Raw genomic sequence first — 19,051 nt, 5'->3', positions numbered from 1 at the left:
GACGGTGCGGAAAGCCCCCCCGTGTTCGGCATACCGGCGACGGCGATCAGTTCTTTGACGGTCACTGGAACGCCCAGCAGTGGCGGGAGAGTGTCAGTAGCCGTCGCCTGCGCGACTGCCTGGTCTGCTTCGTCAGCTTCGCGCCGCGCTGCGTCGAAGCGGGGTTTCGCGACCGCATTGAGTGCCCGGTGCCGTTTCAAAACTTCGATGTGTGCCTCGACGACCGCGCGGGCAGTGAGATCGCCGCTGCGGATGGCGGTTGCGATTTGCTGCGCCGACATCCGAGTCGGGTGCGAGAACGCAGTGTCGGGCTGAGAGGCAGCATCAGGTGCTGACATTGTGTACCTCGCTTCGGCTGGTCCCGGCCCCCGGACTGGACACGCCCGGGTCCCGCGATTCAACCTAGCGTGTCACGCGTCCCGCTGCGGACGTTCGCTGCCGCTGAACCGCACTGCGTCGTTTAATGCCGTCGCGGGCAAGGTACCCCAAGACCAGCAACGAGGTAAGGGGTGATGTCAAATGGAACGCGGACAGGGAAAACACAGCCCACGCGTCGATGAAGAGCTGAAGCATGAAGAACAATCACTGATCCAGGGGCAGGGCGATCAGTCGTCACGCGTCGAAGAGTGGCGAGACCCCGAACCTCCCGCTGACGATGATCCTGACCTCCAGGATCCTCGCGGCTAAGTTCCTGGGGCATAGGCTTTGAACTCGTCGAATGCCGCCTGCGCGATGCTTCGGCGAGTTCCTCTCGCGTGGCGCCATCGCTGAGTGTGCCGCGAAGGTGACCGGCAGGTTCGTCGTCGGCCCGTACCGGCGATAAGCATTTCTAGATCGCTCAAGCAGATCGGCACGTCGCGACGCACTGTCTGCATCGGGCGACGCTGCGCTGTGGTCGGTCGTCGCGCGTCATCAGGTCATTCACACCGAGCATGTTTACTCGTTGTTAGTCGCTATTTGTCATCCCCAACAATTCGGTGCGTACGTGTTTGGCACGCCATCCATGGTCTTTTGCGGCATTCGGGCGAAAGCTTTGTATGACCCGAATCATGCCGCTGCGGTGGTATGCGCCCATGTCACAGTCCGTCGGCTCTGGGCAGGGTCACCGACCCCACCAACTGGAGTAGTTTCATGCACTCGTCCCGACCCGTCTCGCGCTGGCAGCGCTCGCGGCTAATGCGAATTGCGCTTTCGCTCTGCATCACCTTGCCGCTGGCGTTCGCCGCCCTCTTCATGTGGGCAATGTACAACCCGACCGAGAAGCTGAAAGATCTGCCGGTCGCGCTCGTCAACGCCGACCAGCCCGCAGGCACTGGTGACAACACCATCCACGCTGGCGCTGACATCGTCCACACGTTGCTCGACGGCGGTGCGCTGGATTGGCAAGTTGTCGACGCGGAACGGGCAGCTGAGGGACTGAGAGCGGCAGACTATTACTTCATCGTCGAGATTCCGGAGAACTTCAGCAGCACTCTCGCGGGCCTGTCGAGCGGGGTCACCGAACCTGCGGCAATCAAAGTCACATACAACGACAACAACACGACGATGGCGTCAACCGTAGGTACTCGCGTGATGGCGACACTGAACGCTGCTGTCTTGAAGTCGACGTCGAGCCGCACCGTCGGCACTGTCTTGACCGGCATGAACGATCTGGGCGGTGGCATCCGTGACGCTGCGGACGGGGCTGACCGCCTCGCCGACGGAACTGGTCAGCTATCAGGGGGTGTTGACCAGCTTGCGTCTGGGGTAACGGGCCAGCTCGCTCCCGGCGTCAGCGAGGCTGCGGCCGGTGGTGCTCGTTTGGCCGATGGTGCCGAGCAGCTCGCTGACGGGCTCGTCCGGCTGCGTACCGGCACCGGGGAGCTAGGCGATGGCGCACAGCGTCTCTCCGATGGACTGAACACGCTTGCTGGCACCGTCGACCCCGACGGCACGCTCGCTGGGCGAGTGCGTGCGTTGCAGGGCCAGCTTGCGGTGCTTCCCGACCCGGTGGGCAGCGAAGGTGCTGCCGTGCTCGGCAAGGTAGAGCAGCTGCTTGACGGCATAGCTCAGCTCAACGCCGGTGGCGCGGAGCTTGCGCGGCAGCTCAACGATCCCACGGCGCAGTACCGGTCGGGGGTCGAGACGCTCACTGCGGGCGGTGCGGAACTCGCCACGGGCGCGAGGACCCTCTCTAATGGTCTGGGACGCATCGAGGCGGGCGTTGGCGAACTCTCATCGAACCTTCCCCGGTTGCAGGACGGCGCTCGCCAGCTCGATGACGGCGCTGGACAACTCGCGGACGGCCTCGGCGCGGGTGCGCAACGCGTACCTGACCTGGGTGACGAATCAGCACGCGCCCAACTGGCATCGCTGGTGAGTACACCCGTCGCGCTAGACACGAACAATGTCGCCGACAAGACCGTTCCGGGAACATCGAAGCTGGGGCCGGGCGCGGTTCCGGTGCTGCTATCGGTGTCTTCCGCTCTCGTGGCGCTGCTGGTGTGGATGTCGTTCCGGGCGTCGGGTGAAGAAAGGGGCGCGGCGTTTTCCGGCGGTGCGCACCCCAAGCGCCCCGTTCGGCGACTGTTCGCCGTAGCCGGGGTCAGCCTCGCGGCGATGGCAGTGCTCGGAACAGTGGTGTGGTCCGTCGTGACTCCGGCGCCCGCGCCGGCCAGCCTGAGCCAGGTGATGGTTGTCGTCGCCTTGGCGACCTTGATGTCCGTCTCACTCACGGGCGCTGCGTTCCGCATCTTCGGCTATGCGGCAGGCACTCTCGTCACCCTCGCGGCGTGGATGCTGCAAGTGTTCTCGTTCGGTGGTGTCTGGATGCTCGAAACGATCCCCGGGCCATTGCGGGCACTGCACCCGATCGCGCCGATGTCGTACACCCGTGATGGCCTGATCGCGGCGTTCAACGGCAGCCCCGGCTTCGCGTCAGCGGTTGCGACGATGCTCGGTATTACCGTGATCGGGCTGCTGGCTCAGTACCTTGCCCATCGCCGGCACGTGGCGAAGGTCAGGGAAGAGGCGGGAGTCGCTGGTCAGACAGACGCACTTGCACTCGCCAGTCCCTGATTTGGCGGGAAGACCAATGAGCACAGTGGTGAGCTGGCTAGTATCGCGCCATGACCGCGTCGCCAGAGCCAGCTCACCCAGCGCTCCCAAACCTGGCTGACGCCCTGCTCACCCACCTCGATGAACGAACCGACGCGGTGGTGTCGCTGCTGCGCCGGGAAATACCGGAATACGACGTGCTGCCGGAAGAGGATGTGCGCGGTGCGACCGTGGCGCTCATGCGCGACGTCATCACCCACGTGGTGTCATTGCAGGTCGACGCGAGTCGGCTGGAGCCGCTGGCGGACTTGGCGCGGCGCCGCGCCGAGCAGGGCTTCCCGTTCGGTGCGCTTACTCGCAGCATTCAGCTAGCCGCACGGTATCTGCTCCATGAGGCCGACGCGATTGCCGCAGACCTCCACCTTGACGCAGCGACGATGCTGCGAGTGCACGACTTCGCGTGGCAGTTCGTGACCGACGCGACTGGGGTAATCGCCGAGATCCAGCGCGAGATCGCCGTCGACGCGGGGCTGCGTGAGAGCGGCCGTCGTGCCGACTTCCTTCGAGCCGCGCTGCATGGCACATTGGCATCAGCCAGGCTTGCTACTGAGGCCCGCTTGTTCGGCCTCGATCCAGCCGTGCGCTACCACCCGCTGCGTGCACATCCAGACGGCGCGAGAGACGAAGAACGGCTTTCGGTCGCGATCCGCCGGACGGGCAGCACCACGCATCACCGCCCTATGCTAGCGGTCCTTGAAGACGACCTTGTTGGCCTGGTCCCGCAGGTTCCTGCCCTTCCCGACGGGGCTCTGGCGGCTGTCGGGCCCGCAGTGTACTTGCGTGATGTCGCCGACGCGTTCCGTTCGGCGAGTGTCGCGCTGGACGCTGCTGCGGCATTCGGCCGGACAGGCGTGGTAACCCTCGATCAGCTTGGGCCGTTGCCCCTCGCGCTCATGGCTGACGAGCTCGCCATCGCGGTTGAGCAGCAGCACTTCCGCTACCTGGATAGCGACAACGAGGCCAATCGTGAGATCGAACAGACGGTGTGGACGCTGCTCGAGTGCGATCAGAATGTCGATGTAGCGGCGGAAAAACTGCACGTGCACCGGAACACCGTCCGCTACCGGCTGGGTCGGTTCCGTGAAATCACTGGCCTCGACATCCGGGCGAGCACTCACGACCTCGTCCTCGCATGGTGGTCGTTAGCGCGCCGGGCCGCGCACCGCTGAACACCCGGCCTCCCAAATCTATCTGTGGGTGTGACCCAAAACCGGTCGAAACTGGACGTTTTAGATGACACCCGCAGGTAAATTGAGCTGCTAGGAGACGGGGACCGGCCACCAGCGGCTGAAGCGGTCCACTGAGGCTTGGGTACCGAGCTCACGGCGGGAATCCGCGCTGTCGAAGTAGTGCGAAAGCGCCTGGTACAGCACTTCAGGAGGTATCCGGAACTTGCGTGTGTCGATGTCCAGCATCGGGACGACGGTGAGCCGGTCGATACGCCACAACCGCACGGTGTAGTCGTGCTTCCACGCCCGTTCTGGATCGCCTATGACGAGCACCTGCGGGTGGTTCCTATCGTGCTCAGCCTGCACAGTAAGGACGTTTCGCCACGGCATGTGCGCTTCAAAACTCCAGCCGCGGTTAACGATTCCGTGGGGTGAGAGATCTACATAGCCAGGAGCGAGGCCGCGTGTTGCCACCGCGAGCAGGTAGGAGCCGAAGAAGACGGCGATGAGGATATAAATAAGCGTTCCCAGGACGGCCGCAGTGCCTTCTTCAGCGAAGTAGTGGTCGACCGCTGACGCCGTGAACAGCACCGTCAGCCCAGCCATCAGGGCTGTGCGCAGGTGAAAAAGCACCGGTGACCGCCGAATTCGTGTAACGGCTTCGCCGTCCCGGTTCCTCGTCACGCTGATGTCCCCGAGGCACCGCTGGGGACGAGCTGAATGCAGGAGGTGATACACAAAAGCGAGCGCGAACAGCACCGCGATGAGAATTCCGAAGGCGAGAACCTGCGGCCGGCCGTCACTGAGTCCGATGACCCCCACGACGACCGAGCCTGGCACCGCCGCCGCGAGAATCGCAAGGACCGCCACATCGCGTTTACGGGTGCGCGGGTGCGGCCACTTTGCCGGCCAGGTGTTCACGTTGCTCCTTCGCAGTCGGCGCACGGTGTTCTGATTGTTGCAGGTGTGCGCAACTGGCCCGCAAGCGAACTGCAACTCCGTGCAACTCTCCCGGGGTGTGATCCAGCTCATATAGACGTAGTTAATCAGCCGACGCGAGGAAAGGACACGCTGATGCGCGCTGCTGTGTACTACGGACCGAACAAAGTCACCATCGATGACATCCCGGAACCGGCGCCGGGAGAAGGTGAGGTCAAGGTCCGTGTGGGATTCAATGGAATCTGCGGGACCGATCTTCACGAATTCTTCGCGGGCCCAATCTTCATCCCTACCGAGCCGCATGCGCTCACGGGAAAGCAGGCACCGCTGGTGCTTGGGCACGAGTTCTCCGGAACCATCACCGAACTTGGTGCTGGCGTGGAGGGTTTCGCGGAAGGCGACCGCGTCGCAATCGAGCCGATCTATCGGTGCGGCAGGTGCGGCCCGTGCCAATCTGGGCGTTACAACATTTGCCAGTCGATCGGATTCCACGGCCTCATGGCCGACGGTGGCATGGCGGAGGCCACGATCGTTCCGCAAAATATGCTGCACAAACTCCCAGAGTCGGTGTCACTGCAGATGGGAGCTCTGGTCGAGCCTATGTCAGTGGCGTATCACGCGGCGAGACTCGGTGCTGTTCGTCCCGGCGATTCCGCGCTGGTGATGGGCGCTGGGCCAATTGGCATCGGCGTGTGGTTCGCGCTGAAGGGTCTGGGACTCGACGATGTGTATGTGGTCGAGCCCTCCCCGGTGCGGCGGGCGTCGATCGAGAACCTCGGGGCCCGCACGCTGGACCCGGCAGCGACGGATATACCGGAGTTCATCCGGGACCACACGGGCGGAAACGGTGTCGCTGCTGCGTACGACGCGGCCGGTGTGCAGCCCGCCGTGGCGACAGCACTGCAGTGCATCGGCGCGCACAAGGCACTCGTCAGCGTCGCGATATACGAAAAGCCGCTCGAAACTCCGCTCCTCAACTTGGTGATGAACGAGTCCCGCATCCAGGGGTCGCTCTGCTATACGGGCGATGACTACCGAGCCGTGATCGGCCTCATGGCGCAAGGGCATTACGACACCACAGGCTGGGTCACGACAATTCCGATCGAACAGGTCATCGATGAGGGCTTCCACGCGCTGCACGCGGGGAAGAAGATGAAAGTCCTGATAGACCCAGCTTTATGAATGGCCTCCCCTACAGAGGAGTGACGTAGGTTACTCTCGGAGAGGAGGAGGCACCCAATTTCATGACGCAACCGCGGTCCGCCGCCAATCCGTGGCTCGCGCTGCCGCCGGGCGGCGATGTCACACAACTCGCGCGAGAACTGTCGGAGGCGTGGCAAGAGTTCCTTGCCACGCCGAACGGCGCTGCGCCCGCATCGGTGCGCCAGGTGGTTCGTGAGTCGTGGCTGCGCGCGAAGCAGCGGGGTATATCTCCCGAGACGGTCAATCAGACCGACCTGCTCGTCGACGCCGAGCTCAACGCATACCGGGCAGCGCATCCGATGTCACTTATCCGTCCGGTTGTGCGGAAGCTGCTCGTCGAAGATGCCGCCGACAGCGAACTTCTCGTCGCCATGTCGGACGAGCGGGGCAGGTTGCTCTGGGTGGAGGGTGATCGCCGCGCTCGTGAACGCGCAACGTCAATGAGTTTCGTCGAGGGCGCCGACTGGAGTGAGGAGCGGGTCGGCACAAACGCGCCGGGCACTGCGCTCGCGCTCGACCACTCGGTGCAGATTTTTGGAACCGAGCACTTCAACCGATCTGTGCACGAGTGGAGTTGCTCCGCTGCGCCGGTCCATGATCCGCTGTCCGGCCGGATCATCGGCGCTATCGATATCACGGGCGGTCCGCGTGTCGCGGCGCCTGAAGTGCTGCAGCTGGTCAGGGCTACCGTCATGGCAGCGGAGACGGAGTTGCGGTTGCACCTGATGCGTTCGCCGCAGGGGCTCTCCGAGGCCGTGCCCAGGCTGGAGACGCTGGGTGCGGCGCGCCCCGTGCTGCATGAGGGGACCGATCATCACAAACTCTCCCGACGCCACGCTGAGATCCTGCTCTTGCTCGCGGAGCACCCCGAAGGGCTGACGTCGCAGCGGCTCGCGGTTCTGCTCGACGAGGAAGAACTAGACGACGTCACGGTGCGTGCGGAACTGTCACGCTTGCGGAAGGTGATCGGTGCGGACCGGCTGGGGTCGCGGCCATATCGCCTGCAATGTGATCTGCGCACAGACGTGGCGGAAGTGCGTTCAGCGCTCGACCGCGGCGATGTTCGTGCCGCGTTGCGCGCCTACACCGGGCCAGCGCTGCCAGAGTCCTACGCGCCGGGCATCGTCGATCTGCGCGAGGAACTGCATGTGCGCGTCCAGGCATCGCTGTTGCGCGCGGGCGATCCGGAGCTCCTCGCACGCTGGACGTCCTCGGTTCACGGCCGCGACGACATCACTGCGCTCACTGCGTACATGAGTTCGCTGGATCCGGCTGCCCCAATGTTCTGCCAGGTCAAGGCCCGGATTGAACGGCTGGATCGCGAACTTTCGCGGTAGCTCCCGTTCGTGCAACTGAGTTGCAACGTTATGGCACCTAGTGTCGTGGATCACAACCCACAAACACTGGAGGAGTCCATGACCGAGTATTCCCGTCCCGGTTCACCCGACGCGCTGATGTCGTACCCGTCGCGGTACGACAACTGGATCGGTGGCGAATGGGTAGCGCCCGCGAAGGGCGAGTACTTCGAGAACGTCACCCCAGTGACCGGCCAGCCATTCATCGAGATAGCTCGCTCCACCGCTGACGACATCGAAAAGGCCCTCGACGCCGCACACGCTGCCGCACCCAAATGGGGCAAGACGTCAGCTACCGTACGGGCCAACATTCTCAACAAAATCGCTGACCGCATGGAGGAAAACCTCGAATCCATCGCGCTCGCGGAAGCATGGGACAACGGCAAGCCCATCCGCGAAACCCTCAACGCCGACATTCCGCTGGCGATTGATCACTTCCGGTACTTCGCAGGCGCGATCCGCGCTCAGGAAGGCTCGCTGTCAGAACTGAACGATGACACCGTCGCCTACCACTTCCATGAGCCGCTCGGTGTAGTCGGCCAGATCATTCCGTGGAACTTCCCGATCCTCATGGCGGTATGGAAGCTCGCTCCCGCCCTCGCGGCAGGTAACGCTGTCGTGCTGAAGCCCGCTGAGCAGACACCAGCATCGATCATGTACCTGATCTCGGTGATCGGTGACCTGCTGCCGCCTGGTGTCGTCAACATCGTCAACGGGTTTGGTGTCGAAGCAGGCAAACCGCTCGCATCGAGCAACCGGATCCGGAAGATCGCCTTCACCGGTGAAACCACCACGGGCCGTCTCATCATGCAGTACGCGTCCGAGAACCTGATTCCCGTGACGCTGGAGCTCGGCGGCAAGAGCCCCAACATCTTCTTCTCCGACGTCATGGCGCAAAACGACGCGTACCAGGACAAGGCGCTCGAAGGCTTCACCATGTTCGCGCTGAACCAGGGTGAAGTGTGCACCTGCCCGTCGCGTGCCCTCATTCAGGAGGACATCTACGACGAGTTCCTCGAACTCGCCGCCATCCGCACCAAAGCGGTACGGCAGGGCAACCCGCTCGACACCGACACGATGATCGGCGCGCAGGCATCCAATGACCAGCTTGAGAAGATCCTCTCCTACATCGAGATCGGCAAGAGCGAAGGCGCGAAGCTTCTCACTGGTGGTGAGCGTGCCGACCTCGGTGGCGACCTTTCGGGCGGCTACTACGTGCAGCCCACGATCTTCACTGGAAACAACAAGATGCGCATCTTCCAGGAAGAAATCTTCGGTCCCGTTGTGTCGGTGACGTCCTTCAAGGACTTCGATGACGCGATCTCGATCGCCAACGACACCCTCTACGGGCTCGGCGCCGGTGTGTGGTCGCGAACCGGTGACACCGCCTACCGCGCCGGCCGCGCGATCCAGGCCGGACGTGTCTGGACCAACACCTACCACCAGTACCCGGCGCACGCCGCATTCGGTGGATACAAGCAGTCAGGCATCGGGCGTGAGAACCACGCCATGATGCTCGATCACTACCAGCAGACCAAGAATCTGCTGGTGTCCTACGCACCGGGCGCACAGGGATTCTTCTGATGCACCGAGTGGTGATGACAGTGGCGGCTCGTGATCTGCTTCGGCAGCTCACGGGCCGCCACGGCCCGTTAATGCTCCATCAATCTGGTGGGTGCTGTGACGGTTCAGCGCCGATGTGCTACCCCGTCGGGGACTTCATCGTCGGGGAGCGTGACGTGCTTTTAGGCGTGCTCGAACTCGGTGACGTACCGGACGGGGTTCCCGTTTTTATCTCGGGTACACAGTTCGAGGCATGGAAGCACACCCAGCTCGTCCTTGACGTTGTACCTGGTCGCGGGTCCGGATTTAGCCTCGAAGCGCCCGAAGGTGTGCGTTTCTTGAGCAGGGGACGAGCGTTCACAGTGGAAGAACTCGACACGCTAGCCGGTCAGTCGGTGCTGGACGGTGCTAGCTGGAAATCTGGCGCACGACCGGGGCCAGCGGAGCCTGGGCAGATCGTCATCGACGTCGCTGACGCCTGCCCAGTCCCCGGTTTGGAGTCCTGACACATCTGGAAACGTTCAGCAGCGCAGCGCCTTTCGGATGTGTCAGGACGCTGTCGCGGTGCCGAGTGATAGTGCGCCCATGAATTTGGGCGCGCCATCTTCATAGAACTGGTCGACTTCTTTGATCGTGAAACCCGCTTCCTCGATAAGGCTGACGATCGGCCTATTCAAGTTGCAGCCGCCGAATAGCCGCTGCTGAATCGGGTTCAATCGGTCTTGCCATTTCCGGACGTCCGCGTCCGGCGCCTTTCCGTGTTCGACGAAGTGCAAGGTGCCGCCAGGTTTGAGTACCCGCCGGACCTCTTTGAGAGCGGTCACGACATCCGGGATCGTGCAGAGCGTCCACGTTGACAGTGCTGTGTCGAAACTGCTGTCGGGCAGCGGGAGGGCCTGCCCGTCGAGCCCGGAACGTTCAATTTTGACGGGCGAATTCCGCACTCGTTTCTGTGCGAGCTTCCAACCAACATCGGCAGGCTCGATCGCAGCAACCTTACGGAGGTTCGATGGATAGAACGGAACGTTGAGTCCGGAGCCAAACCCAATCTCAACGACGTCGCCCGACAGGTCCGCGCACACGCGGCGCCGCTGGGGGTCGCTCATTTTCATGCCGCACGCGACGTTGATAATGCGCGGCAGAACATGGTCACCGTAAAACCCCATGGCAACCTCCTTGTGGCGGGGTGTGTGACATGCCAAGCCTAGTCGCTGCACGCCCTTTAGCGATGTGCTAAACCGCCGGATTAAACAGGGGTCTCAGGCGCGGGCGGCAGGAACCCAATACCGCATCTGCTGGTTTAGCGATGTGCTAAACCGCTCGGTGAGGTGCCGGGACTGCCGGGCCGCCGTTTTTGTCCGACCTCTGACGCATAATGGCCCCGAGCCAACAGGGGGGATTGCTATGTGGCGGGGCGCAGGACCAGCATTTGTCCAGGACAAGACAGCCGAACTTCTCGAACAGGCAGCCGCGGCCGTTGTGCTGCGCGAGGGTCCCTTGCAGGGATTCAGCATCCGGAAGATCGCTGAAGCTGCCGGTGTGAATCGGGGGCTCGTGTACCACTATTTTGGGACCGGCCGAAGCCTGATCAGCGAGGCTCTCAACCAGTACGTCGATTCGAATCTGGTGCCAAGCCTCGTCCCGCAGACCACGGTGGCGGCCCTGACCACCCAGATGCTGAAAGCGGCGGCCGGGCGACACGATGCCTTCCGAGCATTGGCTCTGCTGCTGCTGGACGGGCAGCCACCGGGCGCGCTGCTGTTCAGCGCGGGCGCCATACAGCGCACCTTCGAGCGTGAACAACAATTGGGGCGACTACGTGCCGACTTTGACCCTGCAGCACTGTATGCCCTGCTGGTTGCGCTTATGGTCGGCTATGCGCTGTTGCGGCGCCGCCTTGCCGCTGAGTGCAAGGTGTCACCCGCTGAGCTTGACGCACGGATACAGGACCTGGCTGCCCGGATCACAGCTTCCTGAAGTCCCAGCTGCGGATCGTTGCAGGACGCAGGCGAAGCCAGCCGTGGCGTCCATCGTGTGGCATGTCCTCGATGCCGAAGTACTTCTTTGCGAACAGCGATTCCGGTTGCGTCAGCTCCGGGACGTCGGCTCCCTTGCGCGGCGCTTCACCCACCACCTCGACTTCCCCGACGATCTCAACGCCGCGAAGCTCCATGTATTCGATGCCTGCGTCAACGGCGACCGCGACGCGGGGGTCACGCACAGCGTCCGTCCAGCGCTGACTTTTGGTCAGCGAGTAGATCCAGAGAAAATCACCGTCCCACACAAACCACAACGGGGTGACGTGCGGTCCTGAAGGGCTAACGGTCGCGACCCGGCAGGTGCGCTCCTCTGCGAGGAACGCGTCTAGTTCCTCTTTCGTCATCGCGATCCGGCGACCGCGCTTCTGTGTGGCAGGTTGTGTCATCAGTACTCCGCTCTCTTTGCTGCGAACCACTCTGACTCTCGCAGGCCAACTGCTGCCAGCGCAATCATGTAAACGGCGCTTCGCCACCCCTGGATGATTTCTTAGCCTGCGGGGGTGAGTTCCGTTTTCGCCAGCACTACAGCGGGTGCGATCGAGGCGGGCAGCAGTTGTGCCGGATCGTCCGGAATCTGCACGGCCACGTGCGCACCCGGATCGAAGCGGTACGGCTGCCCCAGAACAACCGCGCCGAGGTGGCGGCGCAGCCGCAGCAGTTCAGCCCGCACGGTCACCGCACGGCTCGGATCACCGAAGAGGTGTTCCGCGAGCTGACGCGCGGTGCAGCCCGCGCGATGCGTGGCGAGTATGTAGAGAATTTCAGCGTGGCGCGGAGTCAGTGTGGTGGTCCAGTTGCCGCAAGGTCCCGCGACGGTGAGTTGCGGCGAGTTCGTCCGCAGGTCGATGTCGACCGACGTTGGCTGAATGTCCTGCGCCCCCTCCCGGGCGGGGCGGACGAGCCAGCCACCGGGGATCGGCTCGCAGACACACAACCCGAGCGCCGGCAGCCAGGTTTGCCCGGCCGTGAGCTGGTCGGGCAGCGCGAGCCGGTTTTGCGGTGCGATGCCTTCCACTGCTGCGACCCAGCCGTGCGCGTCAATTGCCAGCGCAGGCCCGCCCGACTTGGCGAGCACCGGGGCGGCCACGGCGCGCAGCCGGTCAAGGGACTTTCTATGAACCTCGCGCAGCTGCGATTCCGTCAGCTTCGCCACAGCATCGACCAGTGCGATCGTTGTGGGATGCACCGTCCGCGCTGGCCCACTCACATCTATGGCGCCGAGCACCCGCCCGTCGCGGGGATCACGGACGGGTGCGCCCGCACACGTCCACGCATGATGCGTGCGCACGTAATGCTCGGCGGAGAAGATCTGAACCGAACGGCGGGACACGAGCGCCGTACCGATCGCATTGGTGCCGACAGTAGATTCTGACCAGTTTGCCCCGAGAATGAAGCCGAGCCGGTCCGCATGCGTGAGTACCGGGCTCGGGCCCGCTCGCCACAGGACTCGGCCCGCGCGGTCGGCAACCACGAGTATGTTCTCGGTGTCGGCCGTGATGCTTTCCAGCGCATGTGAAATGCCGTCGTACACTTCCGCTAGCCCGGACGCTTTCCGCAGCTCGTCCAGTTCGTCGCCGCTCACGGGCCGGGCCGTTGCGCCATGGTCGGGGTTGATCCCGATGCGCTGCAGGCGCCGCCAGGAATCCGCGACAATCTCGCGCGGACGGGCCGGTGGACGGGCGCCCGTCATCACCGCGTCGTAGACGCTAGAAAGCAGTTGTGCATAGCGGCGGGGATCTTCCCCCGCCGCTACTGCCGGTTCAGGCATCGTATCGGTCATCACCTCTCATTGTGCCCCACATCACACCGTAAGTGCGTCGCGAATAGCGCTGACAACTGAGGTTGGGGACTCCATGTGTGCCATGTGTCCGACTTCCTCGATTTGGCGAACGTCGCTCAGACCGGCCGCATTCGAGATTGGCACGATCTTGTCCGCGGCACCCCACACCACCACGACCTGTCCGCTGAAGCGGGTCAGCTCGTCCGCGACGCTGACATTTCCGCTCGTCAGTGTGGTCGAGAGCTTCGACAGCGCTTCGTCGACACCGTCGAGGCGTTTGTATTTCAGCAGGTCATCGATTAACTGGCGGTTCACCAGACCCGCATCCGCGAACAGCTGCTGCAAATGCGGCTTCAGTTCTCGCCGCGTCTCGGCAGACGCGAAGCCCTCGATGTACGAGGTGTTGATCTCGGGCCCCAGACCGGCGGGGGAGATCAGCGTCAGCGAAGCAACGCGGTCGGGTGCATGGCCGGCCGCGATTACGGCCACCGCGCCGCCCATCGAATGTGCGACGAGATGGGCCTTGTCCAGGCCGAGTTCATCGAGGAAACCGAGTACCGACTTCGCGAGGCCCTCCAGGGAGCCATCACCCACATCTTTCGACGATGCACCATGGCCAGGCAAGTCAAGCGCGTACGTCACGCGATCAGCAGAAAGCGGTTCCTGCACGAACAGCCAGGAGTTCTTGTCACCACCGTAGCCGTGGACAAACACAATCGGCGTGCCATCGCCTTCGCCGAGCGATGCGTAGGAGATCTGCCGGTCATGGACGGTGACGGTCGCGAGCTTCGGCCCAGAATCGTCCTCGATGCCACCGGCAGCGAGTTGCTCTCGAGCTTCCGCCACAACGGCATTGATCTCATCGTCGGACACCTCGGTGGGAGCGACGACCGCGATTGTGCCGCCAACCGGCACGTCTTCGTTCACCTCCACGACGAGGGCGCGAACTGTGCCCTCCCACGTGGATTCGAGTTCACCGGCGATCTTGTCGGTGTCGATCTCGCAGATCGGGTCGCCCTCGGCGATCGTATCGCCTGGTTTGACCAGCCATTCCGTGACCTTGCCCGACTCCATCGACAGTCCCCACTTTGGCATGGTGACGCGCTGGATGTCGCTCATCTATTTGCTCCAATCAGCGACGGATTTCGCCGCATTCACGATGTCCTGTACGGACGGGATGTATGCGTCCTCGAGCGACTCAGCAAACGGCACCGGAGTATGCGGCGGGCTCACCATCTTGATGGGCGCCTTGAGATCACCGAAAGCCTCTTGAACCACTTGCGCCGAGATGTCTGTCGCGATGTTGCAGCGCGGGCTCGCTTCATCAACCACAACGAGGCGTCCGGTGTTCTCCACGGACTCGAGGATGGTGTCAAGGTCGAGCGGGCTTACTGTGCGCGGGTCGATGACTTCAGCGCTGACTCCCGAACCTTCGAGGTCTTTCGCGGCGTCGAGCGCGAAGCCGACCATGCGGCCGAGCGCAACGATCGTGACGTCGTCGCCTTCCCGGGCGACGTTCGCTTCACCGAACGGGATGGTGTACGACTCCTCCGGTACCTCGCCGGTGCTGTCGTACATGGCTTTGTGCTCGAGGAAGATTACCGGGTCGTTGTCCCGGATCGATTGAATCAACAGCCCCTTCGCTTCGTAGGGACTCGACGGCAACACCACCTTCAGCCCTGGCAGGTGCGTGAAGATGGGGTAGAGCGCCTGCGAGTGTTGGGCCGCTGCGCGCAATCCGGCTCCGTACATGGCGCGGATCGTCACGGGGGTGACAGCCTTGCCACCGAACATGTACCGGAACTTCGCGGCCTGATTCATGATCTGGTCCAGGCAGACCCCGGCGAAGTCGATGAACATCAGTTCCGCGACGGGACGCATGCCACGCGTGGCTGCACCCACGGCGGCGCCGATAAAGGCGGACTCGGTAATCGGGGTGTCCAGGACGCGGCCGGGGAACTTCTCGTACAGACCTTTGGTGACACCGAGGACACCGCCCCACGCGTCGTCCTCGCCAGGTGCACCAGCACCGCCCGCATTGTCCTCACCCATGACGACGACGGATTCGTCGCGCTCCATCTCCTGGCGGAGCGCCTCGTTGATCGCCTCACGGTAGCTGAGCTTACGGCTAGCCATTTCTGTGGTTCCTCTCACTCAGGCAGGTCAGTATTTGACGTAGACGTCGGTGAGTACGTCCTCGGGGGTGGGCACAGGTGCGGCTTTGGCTTCTTCGACGGACTCATCGATGAGCTGCGCGACCTGGGAGTCGACGAGGTCGAGCTGCTCATTGCTGAGGCGGCCGGTTTCAGTGACACGGCGGCGGAACCGCTTCAGGCAGTCGAGGTTTTCTTTCGCGTTGGCGACTTCGTCCTTCGCGCGGTAAGTCTGCTGGTCACCTTCGAAGTGGCCGTAGTAGCGAGTGAACTTCACTTCGATGAGAGTGGGGCCGCCGCCCTCTCGTGCCCGTGCGATCGCTTCACCCGCGGCCTCGTACACGGCGAAGAAGTCGAAGCCATCCACGATCACCCCGGGCATCCCGAATCCGGCGGCTCGGTCCGCGATGTTATCGGCGGAAACTGACCAGGTTGAGCTCGTTGCCTCGGCATACCCGTTGTTTTCGGCGACAAAGATTGCAGGGAGGTTCCAGACGGATGCGAGGTTCATCGCTTCGAGCGTCGTGCCCTGGTTAGAGGCGCCATCACCGAAGAACGCGACACCAACGCCACCGTCGCCCTTGAGCTTTGCAGCGAGCGCGGTACCGCAGATCAGCGGCGGGCCGCCGCCGACGATGCCATTCGCGCCGAGCATGCCTTTTGACAGATCGGCGATATGCATCGAGCCGCCTTTGCCGTGGCAAGAGCCGGTTCTTTTGCCGAAGATCTCGGCCATCATCGGTTTGACGTCAACGCCTTTCGCGATGCAGTGCCCGTGGCCGCGATGGGTCGACGCAATGGTGTCGCGGCCGGGTTCGAGGTGCGCGCAGACACCCGTCGCCGACGCTTCCTCACCGGCATACAGGTGAACGAACCCAGGGATGTCGCCAGTGGCGAATTCGTCGTGCACGCGGTCCTCGAACGCGCGGATAGTCCGCATCGTCCGGTAGGCGTCGAGAAGTTGGGATTCGCTGAGCCCAGTTGCACCGGATGCATCTGGACCCAGCGAAGACAGTGTTTGCGTCATCAGGACCTCCCTGCTGTGACTTCTTCGGGGACTTGGTGTGGGGCCGTTTCTGGCCGACTGTTGTGGGAAAGGGTGGCGGCCACGTCGATGACGTACGGCCCGTCGTGCTCGAGCGTCACGGTGACGTGATCGGCTGGCCCGAATTCGATCTCGCGCTCACCGTCGAGCGCGATAGTGCCGCTGCCCGCGGCGACGAGATGCGGTACGCCGGGTGCCAGTGGGTATGCGCGGCTGACGGTGACCGGCTCGAGTAGACCGGGCGCGATCGGTGCAAGGATCGTGTCGCCTTCACGGGAGAGCGTCACCCCCACTCCGTTGTGGGCATGACGACCGACCGGGTGGAGCTGCCCGGCGATTGCGGACAACCCGATCGCGTGGGGTTCTGCGAAAGTGCAGTAGAGCTCACGGAGGGTGTCCGGCTTCCACAGCGCGCGTGAACCAATATCGCTCAGCGAGTTCACGCACACGTCGACGAGCGCGACTTCACGCACGGAGGTTCCGTTGGTGCGTGTGACCGTGACATGCAGCAGCTTGCTGCGCGTCGCTGGTGCGGGAGCCTGACCAGTTGCGATGAGCCCCGCCGCCATACCGGCGACAGTGGCTTCGATCATGACGGGAAACGCGTTGTTCGTCCCCGTACTAAGCGCGAGCATCGGCGTGTTCCCGAGTGCTGGCGCCGCCGCACGCATGGTGCCGTCGCCGCCGAGGAGAACGACTGCGGCCGCGCATTCGGCTGCAATCTTCTCGGTGTATCTGGTTGTGTCTCGGGCTGTTTCGGTGACGGCATCGAGTGTGAGAAATTCGACGTACGGCCAGCGGATGTGCTGTGAGCGGGCCGCGTTCTTCAGACGTTCAATTTCGCGCAGCACACCGGCAGCGATGCCGAACTTATCCGTCGACATCATCACCTTTTCGACGCCGAGCGCCCCGGCCGCGCGGATGATACGCAGCACCATCGAGGACTTTTCGGTGTTGGGGAACACCGAGGCCTGAGCGATGAGTCTGCGAATGTCGCGTCCCGACATCGGGTTGGGGATGATGCCGATCGCGCTGCCAGGGACAACGGGCTGCTCGTGCATTCTCACACTTCTTTTCTATGTGACCCAGGACACGGGGAAGGGGGTTGCGAGGGGTTGCATGGCTCAGCGGTAGATCAGGCCGCCGTCGATGATGGGACTCTGCCCCGTCATGTAGTCAGCGTCTGGACTCGCGAGGTAGGACACGAAGCCGGCGACGTCGTCTGGTGTTTCCGCCCGGCCGAGGGCGATGCCTTCCACGTACTGCTTGTAAGTCGCGCCTTTCAGTGCGCCGGTGAGTTCGGCGAACCGCTCGTCGATCTCCACCCACATGTCGGTGCCGACGATGCCGGGGCAGTACGAGTTGACGGTGATTCCGTCGGCGGCGTATTCCTTGGCGGCTGCTTGAGTGAGCGCGCGGACCGCGAATTTTGTCGCTGAATAGACACCGAGCATGGCGAAGCCATCGTGGCCGGCGATCGAGGACGCGTTGATGATTTTGCCGGGCTGGTTGCGTTCCTTGAACTTCTTCGCTGCGGCTTGAATGCCCCACAGCACGCCTTCGAGGTTGACGCCGAGGATGGTGCGTACTTCCGCTTCGGTGACGGCAGAGAGTGGCTGCACCTGGGCGATCCCGGCGTTGTTGACCATAATGTCGAAGCCGCCGAGCGCCGACTCAGCGTGGTCGACGGCGTCATAAAGTTGCTGACGTGAACTGACGTCGGCCACGACCGTGGTGGCTTTCTTGCCGCGCTCGCGGATTTCGGCAGCGACGGCTTCGATGTTTCGTTCGTTGGTGTCGACGAGCGCGATGTCCGCTCCGTCATCGGCGAGGCGCAGCGCGATTGCTCGGCCGATGCCGCGCCCGCCCCCTGTCACCAGGGCGACTTTGCCGTGAATGGTGCTCATCAGGACTCCTTCCCGCGCAGCGTTGTGCTGGGCGCTGGAGTCCGTTCTATGTGACGTGAGATACAGCTGACAGAGTTGCAGGGGGTTGCAGCCCCTGCACCCCCGGCCAGGATCCATCTACGGGCGTCATCTGAAACGCCCGAAATTAGCTAGTTGCCGGTGACCAGCACAGATGGATTTGGAGACGGGGCGGAGGCTTCCGCTTTGCGGGCAGCACGGCGCCGCTTGGCAGCCTCAAATCGCTGCCGCTCCAGACTGGTTTGCGGCTCGAACTGTGGCACCGGAGTGGGTTTGCCGAAGTCGTCGACCGCGACCATCGTGAAGTACGAGCTGTTGGTGTGCCGTATCTTTCCGGTGCGGATGTTCTGTGTTTCTACTCGGATGCCGACCTCCATCGAGGTCCGGCCGGTGCAGTTGATTGAGGCGGAGAATGTGACGAGCTCGCCGACGTGCACCGGCTGCCGGAACACAACCTGATCGACCGAGAGGGTCACCACGTACGTGCCCGCGTAGCGGCTTGCGCACGCGTACGCCACCTCGTCGAGGTGCTTCAGAATCGTTCCGCCGTGGACGTTGCCGCTGAAGTTGGCGGAATCTGGGGTCATCAAAACGGTCATGTACAGGGTTCGCTGACGATCGCTCATAGCGCCTTCCTTGCGAGGGGAGTCGGTGCGCGCGCGGCGATGCGTCGATTACGCGGGTGCAACCCGGATGGACCGGCGTGGCACCCAGTATGTCCGGTGATCTGAGGTTACTGCTGAGTAAGTGGGTCTTTTCACTTCGGATGACTGCGGTTGCGCGG

Annotated in this window: 18 protein-coding genes and 1 pseudogene; 8 read left to right on the top strand and 11 right to left on the bottom strand. The window is 63.3% G+C overall.

Annotated elements, in window-relative coordinates:
• Nucleotides 1-80: 80 nt before the first annotated feature.
• Nucleotides 81-281, bottom strand: a pseudogene (locus tag ONR57_RS09745) (amidase); the annotation flags it as partial.
• Nucleotides 282-519: 238 nt separating this feature from the next.
• Between ONR57_RS09745 and ONR57_RS09740 the strand changes: the two are divergent.
• The 3 genes from ONR57_RS09740 to ONR57_RS09730 all read left to right on the top strand — a co-directional run bounded on the left by ONR57_RS09740 (nt 520) and on the right by ONR57_RS09730 (nt 4,265).
• The gene (locus ONR57_RS09740) at nt 520-687 is read left to right on the top strand and encodes a hypothetical protein (protein WP_265123095.1); all 168 of its coding nucleotides are present in this window, start codon (nt 520-522) and stop codon (nt 685-687) included.
• Between the two features lie 444 nt (nt 688-1,131).
• Nucleotides 1,132-3,057, top strand: coding sequence for a YhgE/Pip domain-containing protein (locus tag ONR57_RS09735; RefSeq protein ID WP_265123094.1), 1,926 nt, complete (start codon nt 1,132-1,134; stop codon nt 3,055-3,057).
• Between the two features lie 50 nt (nt 3,058-3,107).
• Nucleotides 3,108-4,265 (top strand): CdaR family transcriptional regulator, encoded by a 1,158-nt coding sequence (locus ONR57_RS09730; protein WP_265123093.1) that lies wholly within the window; start codon nt 3,108-3,110, stop codon nt 4,263-4,265.
• Between the two features lie 90 nt (nt 4,266-4,355).
• On the opposite strand, the gene ONR57_RS09725 is transcribed toward ONR57_RS09730, so the two are convergent.
• A complete protein-coding gene (locus tag ONR57_RS09725; RefSeq protein WP_265123092.1) occupies nt 4,356-5,186 on the bottom strand; it encodes a hypothetical protein in 831 nt (276 codons plus the stop codon).
• Between the two features lie 153 nt (nt 5,187-5,339).
• On the opposite strand from ONR57_RS09725, the gene ONR57_RS09720 reads away from it, so the two are divergent.
• The 4 genes from ONR57_RS09720 to ONR57_RS09705 all read left to right on the top strand — a co-directional run bounded on the left by ONR57_RS09720 (nt 5,340) and on the right by ONR57_RS09705 (nt 9,831).
• Nucleotides 5,340-6,386, top strand: coding sequence for a 2,3-butanediol dehydrogenase (locus tag ONR57_RS09720; RefSeq protein ID WP_265123083.1), 1,047 nt, complete (start codon nt 5,340-5,342; stop codon nt 6,384-6,386).
• A gap of 62 nt (nt 6,387-6,448) precedes the next feature.
• Nucleotides 6,449-7,744, top strand: coding sequence for a transcriptional regulator (locus ONR57_RS09715; protein WP_265123082.1), 1,296 nt, complete (start codon nt 6,449-6,451; stop codon nt 7,742-7,744).
• 78 nt (nt 7,745-7,822) lie between these two features.
• Entirely contained in the window at nt 7,823-9,346 is a 1,524-nt protein-coding gene (adh, locus tag ONR57_RS09710; protein WP_265123081.1) for an aldehyde dehydrogenase, read from the top strand.
• Nucleotides 9,346-9,831, top strand: a complete 486-nt coding sequence (locus tag ONR57_RS09705; protein ID WP_265123080.1) for a DUF779 domain-containing protein — start codon at nt 9,346-9,348, stop codon at nt 9,829-9,831. The genes adh and ONR57_RS09705 overlap by 1 nt, the downstream gene beginning before the upstream one ends.
• Before the next feature lie 42 nt (nt 9,832-9,873).
• Here ONR57_RS09705 and ONR57_RS09700 read toward each other — a convergent pair whose 3' ends face one another.
• A complete protein-coding gene (locus ONR57_RS09700) occupies nt 9,874-10,491 on the bottom strand; it encodes a class I SAM-dependent methyltransferase (RefSeq protein WP_265123079.1) in 618 nt (205 codons plus the stop codon).
• Nucleotides 10,492-10,729: 238 nt separating this feature from the next.
• On the opposite strand from ONR57_RS09700, the gene ONR57_RS09695 reads away from it, so the two are divergent.
• Entirely contained in the window at nt 10,730-11,302 is a 573-nt protein-coding gene (locus ONR57_RS09695) for a TetR/AcrR family transcriptional regulator (protein ID WP_265123078.1), read from the top strand.
• Here ONR57_RS09695 and ONR57_RS09690 read toward each other — a convergent pair.
• The 8 genes from ONR57_RS09690 to ONR57_RS09655 all read right to left on the bottom strand — a co-directional run bounded on the left by ONR57_RS09690 (nt 11,289) and on the right by ONR57_RS09655 (nt 18,893).
• Nucleotides 11,289-11,750 carry a pyridoxamine 5'-phosphate oxidase family protein gene (locus ONR57_RS09690; protein ID WP_265123077.1) on the bottom strand — a complete coding sequence of 154 codons (462 nt, stop codon included), beginning with the start codon at nt 11,748-11,750 and terminating at the stop codon, nt 11,289-11,291. The two genes, ONR57_RS09695 and ONR57_RS09690, sit on opposite strands and share 14 nt — an antisense overlap.
• A 101-nt stretch (nt 11,751-11,851) precedes the next feature.
• Complete coding sequence (locus tag ONR57_RS09685) at nt 11,852-13,144, bottom strand: helix-turn-helix domain-containing protein (RefSeq protein WP_265123076.1); 1,293 nt, start codon at nt 13,142-13,144, stop codon at nt 11,852-11,854.
• A gap of 21 nt (nt 13,145-13,165) precedes the next feature.
• The gene (locus tag ONR57_RS09680) at nt 13,166-14,263 is read right to left on the bottom strand and encodes an acetoin dehydrogenase dihydrolipoyllysine-residue acetyltransferase subunit (protein ID WP_265123075.1); all 1,098 of its coding nucleotides are present in this window, start codon (nt 14,261-14,263) and stop codon (nt 13,166-13,168) included.
• Nucleotides 14,264-15,280, bottom strand: a complete 1,017-nt coding sequence (locus ONR57_RS09675; protein ID WP_265123074.1) for an alpha-ketoacid dehydrogenase subunit beta — start codon at nt 15,278-15,280, stop codon at nt 14,264-14,266.
• Nucleotides 15,281-15,307: 27 nt separating this feature from the next.
• The gene (locus ONR57_RS09670; protein WP_265123073.1) at nt 15,308-16,324 is read right to left on the bottom strand and encodes a thiamine pyrophosphate-dependent dehydrogenase E1 component subunit alpha; all 1,017 of its coding nucleotides are present in this window, start codon (nt 16,322-16,324) and stop codon (nt 15,308-15,310) included.
• Nucleotides 16,324-17,403 (bottom strand): ATP-NAD kinase family protein, encoded by a 1,080-nt coding sequence (locus ONR57_RS09665; protein WP_265123072.1) that lies wholly within the window; start codon nt 17,401-17,403, stop codon nt 16,324-16,326. Before ONR57_RS09665 ends, ONR57_RS09670 begins: the two co-directional genes overlap by 1 nt.
• Nucleotides 17,404-17,466: 63 nt before the next feature.
• Nucleotides 17,467-18,249, bottom strand: coding sequence for an acetoin reductase (locus tag ONR57_RS09660; RefSeq protein WP_265123071.1), 783 nt, complete (start codon nt 18,247-18,249; stop codon nt 17,467-17,469).
• 149 nt (nt 18,250-18,398) lie between these two features.
• Entirely contained in the window at nt 18,399-18,893 is a 495-nt protein-coding gene (locus ONR57_RS09655) for an acyl-CoA thioesterase (RefSeq protein WP_265123070.1), read from the bottom strand.
• Nucleotides 18,894-19,051: the final 158 nt, after the last annotated feature.

Source organism: Hoyosella sp. YIM 151337, assembly GCF_026041215.1.
Classification (GTDB): domain Bacteria; phylum Actinomycetota; class Actinomycetes; order Mycobacteriales; family Mycobacteriaceae; genus Hoyosella.
The sequence above is the reverse complement of the archived record's forward strand: the minus strand, read 5'-3'. Positions and strand labels throughout refer to the sequence as shown.

Bases quoted from the DNA above. Each gene is read 5' to 3' on its own strand.
- ONR57_RS09740 (WP_265123095.1), top strand. From the start codon at position 520: ATGGAACGCGGACAGGGAAAACACAGCCCACGCGTCGATGAAGAGCTG.
- ONR57_RS09735 (WP_265123094.1), top strand. From the start codon at position 1,132: ATGCACTCGTCCCGACCCGTCTCGCGCTGGCAGCGCTCGCGGCTAATG.
- ONR57_RS09730 (WP_265123093.1), top strand. From the start codon at position 3,108: ATGACCGCGTCGCCAGAGCCAGCTCACCCAGCGCTCCCAAACCTGGCT.
- ONR57_RS09720 (WP_265123083.1), top strand. From the start codon at position 5,340: ATGCGCGCTGCTGTGTACTACGGACCGAACAAAGTCACCATCGATGAC.
- ONR57_RS09715 (WP_265123082.1), top strand. From the start codon at position 6,449: ATGACGCAACCGCGGTCCGCCGCCAATCCGTGGCTCGCGCTGCCGCCG.
- adh (WP_265123081.1), top strand. From the start codon at position 7,823: ATGACCGAGTATTCCCGTCCCGGTTCACCCGACGCGCTGATGTCGTAC.
- ONR57_RS09705 (WP_265123080.1), top strand. From the start codon at position 9,346: ATGCACCGAGTGGTGATGACAGTGGCGGCTCGTGATCTGCTTCGGCAG.
- ONR57_RS09700 (WP_265123079.1), bottom strand. From the start codon at position 10,491: ATGGGGTTTTACGGTGACCATGTTCTGCCGCGCATTATCAACGTCGCG.
- ONR57_RS09695 (WP_265123078.1), top strand. From the start codon at position 10,730: ATGTGGCGGGGCGCAGGACCAGCATTTGTCCAGGACAAGACAGCCGAA.
- ONR57_RS09690 (WP_265123077.1), bottom strand. From the start codon at position 11,750: ATGACACAACCTGCCACACAGAAGCGCGGTCGCCGGATCGCGATGACG.
- ONR57_RS09685 (WP_265123076.1), bottom strand. From the start codon at position 13,144: ATGACCGATACGATGCCTGAACCGGCAGTAGCGGCGGGGGAAGATCCC.
- ONR57_RS09680 (WP_265123075.1), bottom strand. From the start codon at position 14,263: ATGAGCGACATCCAGCGCGTCACCATGCCAAAGTGGGGACTGTCGATG.
- ONR57_RS09675 (WP_265123074.1), bottom strand. From the start codon at position 15,280: ATGGCTAGCCGTAAGCTCAGCTACCGTGAGGCGATCAACGAGGCGCTC.
- ONR57_RS09670 (WP_265123073.1), bottom strand. From the start codon at position 16,324: ATGACGCAAACACTGTCTTCGCTGGGTCCAGATGCATCCGGTGCAACT.
- ONR57_RS09665 (WP_265123072.1), bottom strand. From the start codon at position 17,403: ATGCACGAGCAGCCCGTTGTCCCTGGCAGCGCGATCGGCATCATCCCC.
- ONR57_RS09660 (WP_265123071.1), bottom strand. From the start codon at position 18,249: ATGAGCACCATTCACGGCAAAGTCGCCCTGGTGACAGGGGGCGGGCGC.
- ONR57_RS09655 (WP_265123070.1), bottom strand. From the start codon at position 18,893: ATGAGCGATCGTCAGCGAACCCTGTACATGACCGTTTTGATGACCCCA.